General features: G+C 47.5%; 7 protein-coding genes. All 7 read right to left on the bottom strand.

From position 1 onward, the window contains the following. Nucleotides 1-143: 143 nt before the first annotated feature. A complete protein-coding gene (locus tag K5677_RS13695) occupies nt 144-749 on the bottom strand; it encodes a hypothetical protein (RefSeq protein ID WP_296729065.1) in 606 nt (201 codons plus the stop codon). A 40-nt stretch (nt 750-789) separates the two neighbouring features. Continuing rightward, complete coding sequence (gene argJ / locus K5677_RS13690) at nt 790-2,085, bottom strand: bifunctional ornithine acetyltransferase/N-acetylglutamate synthase (protein WP_296729063.1); 1,296 nt, start codon at nt 2,083-2,085, stop codon at nt 790-792. Next, nucleotides 2,072-2,497, bottom strand: a complete 426-nt coding sequence (locus K5677_RS13685; protein ID WP_296729061.1) for a contact-dependent growth inhibition system immunity protein — start codon at nt 2,495-2,497, stop codon at nt 2,072-2,074. The genes argJ and K5677_RS13685 overlap by 14 nt, the downstream gene beginning before the upstream one ends. Before the next feature lie 40 nt (nt 2,498-2,537). After that, nucleotides 2,538-3,491, bottom strand: a complete 954-nt coding sequence (gene argC, locus K5677_RS13680; protein ID WP_296729059.1) for an N-acetyl-gamma-glutamyl-phosphate reductase — start codon at nt 3,489-3,491, stop codon at nt 2,538-2,540. A gap of 190 nt (nt 3,492-3,681) precedes the next feature. Beyond that, entirely contained in the window at nt 3,682-3,933 is a 252-nt protein-coding gene (locus tag K5677_RS13675; RefSeq protein WP_037324107.1) for a hypothetical protein, read from the bottom strand. Nucleotide 3,934: 1 nt separating this feature from the next. Continuing rightward, entirely contained in the window at nt 3,935-5,314 is a 1,380-nt protein-coding gene (gene argH, locus K5677_RS13670) for an argininosuccinate lyase (RefSeq protein WP_296729058.1), read from the bottom strand. A 135-nt stretch (nt 5,315-5,449) separates the two neighbouring features. Then, nucleotides 5,450-5,869: a nucleoside deaminase gene (locus tag K5677_RS13665; RefSeq protein ID WP_296729066.1), complete on the bottom strand. Its 420-nt coding sequence runs from the start codon at nt 5,867-5,869 to the stop codon at nt 5,450-5,452. Nucleotides 5,870-5,872 lie beyond the last annotated feature (3 nt).

Genomic DNA, 5,872 nt, shown 5'->3' with positions numbered 1-5,872 from the left:
TGTTGCTGTAGGACTGCTCATGACTATGGTCACATTCGCTTCGGTATTCCTTTGAGGGGGCGATATAATCGTCGTCGTACTTAGCGGCGTACCTTTCATTATATTCATCATAGTCCTCTTCTTTTCTTCTTCCGAACATCTGCTCACCTGCCTTGAAGACCTTCGGCTTTTCTGTAATTATTCAGCGCTTCAAGAATTATACACTGTACATTATCGGGAGCTTCGATCTTATTCAGTATAATGGTTTTAAACGGTGTTTTTGCTGCCAGATCTCCCATAATGTTCCTGTCGGCATAAAGCACAGACAATCTTCCGGCTTTTTTTCCGAATTTTTCCGACATAACATCAGAAACATGACTGTAAGGTATCTTAATGGTATTTTGTCTTGTCATTATCATGATACTTTTGTCAGTAACAACATAAAGACCTTTTTTCGCCTTTATTTCCCTCTGTACCAGTTCGACAAAGAACAAGACTATCATTATAACAGCAATTATTGCAAAAATAACAGTTACCAGAAATATAAGCACTAACAGCAGTACAAACAGCAGTTCTGACGCTATCTTCATCACCTTGAAAAAGGTCGTTCTTTTTTCTGCTGACGAACGGCTTCTCCATTCGTCCTTTCCGCCGTACCACAGGATATGCTCGCCGTCTTCAAGATAAGGCGAGACCAGAGCATTTATACGCTCATCTTCACCGAAGTCATCAGCCTTTACAAGGTCTGTATCCTTGATCTCACCGAACATCTGCTCACCTGCCTTTAAGCCAAATATCTTGCCTTATTTCTTATGAACGGTAGTCTCCGTTTATCTTGACGTAATCATAGGTAAGGTCACAGCCCCATGCAATGGCTCTGCCCTTGCCATCGCCGAGGGATACCAGTATCTTTATCTCCTCTTCTTTAAGGATACGTGCTGCAAGCTCCTCTGAGAACTCTATTACACAGCCCTTCTTGCCAAGCTGGACAACTCCGCTGTCAGAAGCCATTTCGATGTCAACCTTTGAGATGTCGAAATCAGCGTCGGAATAGCCGAGGGCACAGAATATTCTGCCTGCGTTGGCGTCCTCGCCGAATATCATAGCCTTGATAAGGCTTGAACCGATGATAGACTTTGCGACCTTCTCTGCAACAGCGTCAGTCTCAGCGCCCTTAACTGCGCACTCTATGAGCTTTGTAGCGCCCTCGCCGTCACGAGCCATCATACGTGCAAGGTTCATCATGATAGCATAGAGAGCGTGTCTGAACTTCTCAAAATCGCCGTCATCGTTGGTGACAGGCTTGTTGCCTGCGTCGCCCGAAGCCATGATACATACCATATCATTTGTTGAGGTATCGCCGTCAACGCTTGCTCTGTTGAGAGTTACCTTGACTATGTCACTGAGGGCGCGCTGTATCATCTCGGAGGAGATAGCGGCATCTGTAGTAAGGAATGTAAGTGTTGTAGCCATATTCGGGTGTATCATGCCGCTGCCCTTGAGCATACCGCCCATAGTGCAGGTCTTTCCGCCCAGCTCAAACTGTACGGCAATTTCCTTTTCTGCTGTATCGGTAGTCATGATAGCTTCGAGGGCTCTCTTGTTGCCGTCGTAGGTAAGTCCCTTTGTGAGGTCGTCCATAGCGTTGGCGATAGGCTCGATAGGGAGAACCTGTCCGATAACGCCTGTAGAAGCTACGATAACGTCGTTCTCGTCGATACCGAGAGACTTGGCAGCCAGCTGGCACATCTTTACAGCCTTCTCTACGCCGTCAGGATTGCAGGTATTTGCGTTTACCGAGTTTACGATAACCGCTCTTGCCTTGCCGTCGCGGATATGCTCCTTAGTAACAAGTATAGGAGCGCCCTTTACCTTATTTGTGGTGTATACTGCGGCAGCCTCGCACATCTTATCGGCAACGATAAGTGCAAGGTCGTTTTTCTTCTTTGCTGTGGGAACAGCGTTGTTTGCAGCTGCATTTGCCTCTGCCATTTCTCCGAGAGGCTTGTGTGCAAGACCGCACTGTACGCCGTTAGCCTTAAAGCCCTTTGCTGCGCATACTCCGCCCTCAACAAAGGTTATACCCTTAACTTCAACAAGTTTCATTTGTTTCCTCCTTGATCTTCTGTGCGAATTTTGAAACTATATCCATATATTCGTTCCTCTCCTCCTCCGAGCCCCAGTGATGGGACTTAGCCATAAGACCTGCGTTCTCAAGCATAGGTCTCATCTGCTGATAGAAGAGTCTGAGGTATTTTTCTTTTCCTGTATAAAGGTTGAACATCAGCTGACCTTCAAACATCTCGCCGATAAACGGATCGTCATTGAGGAACTCTATGGCTCTTTTTATAGCCACACGGGAGCATATCTTCTGACGAAGCATACGGCTGACATCTGATACTGTAAGCTGGTCCTTTGTTTTCGCCATGATAGTGTTGAACCACTCATCAACTGTATAATCTATGCCGTCGTCCTCGATGAGGTCATACTCATAGATCTCTTTAAGTGTTTTGCTCATTTTACTTCCCCCCGATATAATTGAAGTAACATCATAAGGCTCAGACAAGTCCTGTTGTCTCGTCTATGCCCATCATTATATTTAGGCACTGTACTGCTGCTCCGCTTGCTCCCTTTCCGAGATTGTCAAGGCGTGAGCAGAGAAGTATCTGTTCATCGTTTCCGAATACAAAAATCTGCATTTTGTTCTGTCCGCTGAGAGTATTTGAAGCAAGGAAGAACGCCTTCTGCTCGTCAGCTGACATAAGAGGCATGACCTCTATCATATTTGCACCTGAATAGTGCTTAGCGTACATCTCGTGTATCTGCTTTGCAGTTACCTTATTGCCGAGCATTCTTGTCTGTATGGGTACGCTTACGACCATACCGCTGAAATAGTCGCACACCATAGGGTTGAACATAGGTGTATAGGTAAGTCCCGATACGGCTTTCATCTCAGGCAGGTGCTTGTGCTGCTGAGAGAGGGCGTACTGACGGGGGCTGTTGAACTCAAAGGGCTTATCCTCGCTCTCATAAACTGCGATAGCCTTTTTGCCTGCTCCGCTGTAGCCTGATGTAGCATAGGCGAAAACAGGGAAATCAGCAGGTATGATACCGTTGTTTACCAGCGGATATACTATAGAAGCAAAGCCGCTTGCATAACAGCCGGGAACAGCTACTCTGTTTGAGGTCTCTATCTTTTTCCTGTGCTCGGAAGAGAGCTCGGGAAAGCCGTAAGCCCAGTCGGGATTTGTACGGTGAGCTGTAGAAGCGTCGATGATACGTACATGGTCGTTATCCTTGTCGATAAAGGAAACAGCCTCAATAGAAGCGGCGTCGGGCAGACAGAGGAATACATAGTCTGCACTGTTTATAAGACGAGCACGCTCCGCAGGATCTTTTCTCAGCTCCTCGCTGATCTTCATTATCTCTATGTCGTTTCTGTCCTTAAAACGCTCCTGTATTTTAAGACCTGTTGTACCTTCCTGACCGTCTATGTAGATTTTTACTGACATATTGTTTTCCTCCGTTTTCACTTAGAACTAAGATCTAAGATCTAAGAACTAAGTCTGTTTTCTATCCATAATACATTAACACTAATTCCATTATCGGGACGCCGAGGGCGGCGTCCCCTACTAATCACTTGCGGGCGGCGGAACGCCGGCCCCTACGCTCTTTTAACTCTTAGTTCTTAGCTCTAAGCTCTTAGTTCTTTTTTCTCTTGTTGACCTTTCGCTCATACTTGGCGCGCTTAGGGTCCTCAAGGTCTGAATTGTCCTCTATCATAGAGTGCCATACGCTTACGCCAAGAGTTATTATCACTATCAGTGCGAACCAGAATATATGCGCACTGGGTACAACTGCCAGCCAGAGTCCCATTACGAGCTCTCCGACAGCCCATATAACTCCCATAAGGATAGTAAGACCTATGGTAAAAGTCACATCTTTTTTCTTCATATCAGAGTCCCAGTGCCTTTTCTGCGAGAGCTATCTGCTCCTTTACAGCGTCAGGCGACGGACCGCCCTCGGACTTTCTCTCACGGACACAGGTATCAAGGCTTATAGCCTCGTATACGTCCTCGGTAAAGAGGTCTGTCATTGCCTTATAATCGGCGATAGGCAGTGTTTCAAGAGTAAGCCCCTTTTCTATGCACTGAGCAACGAGGGTACCTGTTATCTTGTATGCATCACGGAAAGGCATACCCTTCTTAACGAGGTAGTCTGCACAGTCCGTAGCATTTATGAAGCCTCTTGCGGCAGCGTTTCTCATGTTGTCCTTGAGAACGCGCATAGTTGCCAGCATAGGAGTAAAGGTCTTTACGCAGAGCTTTACATTGTCAACTGCGTCAAAGATAGCCTCCTTGTCCTCCTGCATATCCTTGTTGTATGCAAGGGGGAGTCCCTTCATCATGGTGAGAAGTGTCATGAGGTCGCCGTTTACTCTGCCTGTCTTGCCGCGGATAAGCTCTGTAACATCGGGGTTCTTCTTCTGGGGCATGATAGACGAGCCTGTAGCGAAAGCGTCGTCAAGCTCCACAAACTTGAACTCCCATGAGCACCAGAGGATTATTTCCTCGGAAAATCTTGAAAGGTGAGTCATAAGCAGTGACAGAGCGCAGCCCAGCTCAACGCAGTAGTCTCTGTCGGAAACGCCGTCAAGGCTGTTGGGCATAGGAGCCGTAAAGCCCAGAAGGTCCGAGGTCTGCTTACGGTTTGTCTTATATGTAGTACCTGCAAGAGCACCGCTTCCCAGAGGGCAGTAGTTCATTCTCTTTGCGGTATCCTGTAATCTTTCCATATCGCGGAGAAGCATCCACACATACGCCATAAGGTGATGTGCAAGGGTTATGGGCTGTGCTCTCTGCAAGTGAGTATAACCAGGCATAATGGTCTCGGTATGCTCCTTAGCCATTTTCACCAGAGTAACTGCAAGCTCCTTTACAAGGGCGTATATCTCGTCTATCTCATCGCGGAGATAAAGTCTCAGGTCAACAGCCACCTGATCGTTTCTTGAACGTGAGGTGTGAAGTCTCTTTCCCACGTCGCCGAGACGCTTTGTCAGCTCAGCCTCAACAAACATATGGATATCCTCAGCGTTGGGGTCAAGCTCCAGCTTGCCGCTGTCTATGTCGGCAAGGATACCTTTCAGTCCCTCGATTATCTCAAGGCTGTCCTCCTTGGTGATAATGCCGCAGTCTCCCAGCATGGTAGCGTGGGCGATACTGCCCTTTATATCGTGGCGGTACATACGACCGTCAAAGGCAATGGAAGAATTGAAGGCATTTACGCCCTCGTCCACCTGCTTGGAAAATCTTCCTGCCCACATCATATCTGCCATAGTTTACTTCTCCTTAATTATTGTATGGAACGCCGTCCTCGACGTCCCACATCAAAGTCTGTACTGTAGGGGCGAACATTGTTTGCCCGCAATTTATACATTCACTGACGGGCGCACACTGTGCTCCCCTAAATATCAATAATGCTTCTTATTCCTGATATTCTGATACACTTCAAAGACTTCAAGACACTCTTTTCTGTCCAGTTCTTCAAAAAAGTCATGCTCGCCCTCATAGAACACCTTGTCCCTGAAGCCGATGCTGTCGGTATCGCCGACATTGCAGCCGTAATATACCTTTCTGATATTAGCCCACAGGATAGCTCCGCGGCACATAGGGCAGGGCTCTGCGGTGGTGTACAGCTCGCAGCCCGTAAGGTCGTGTGTGCCAAGCTTTTTGCAGGCGTCACGTATTGCCATCATCTCACCGTGACAGGTGGGATCGCTGTTTTTTATGACCTCGTTGTGACCTCTGCCGACTATCTCGCCGTCTCTGACAATGACACAGCCGAATGGTCCGCCGTGGTGTGCATTTATACCTGTTCTTGCCTCATCAATGGC

Source organism: Ruminococcus sp. (assembly GCF_024684275.1).
This window is presented reverse-complemented; position numbering and strand designations above follow the sequence as displayed.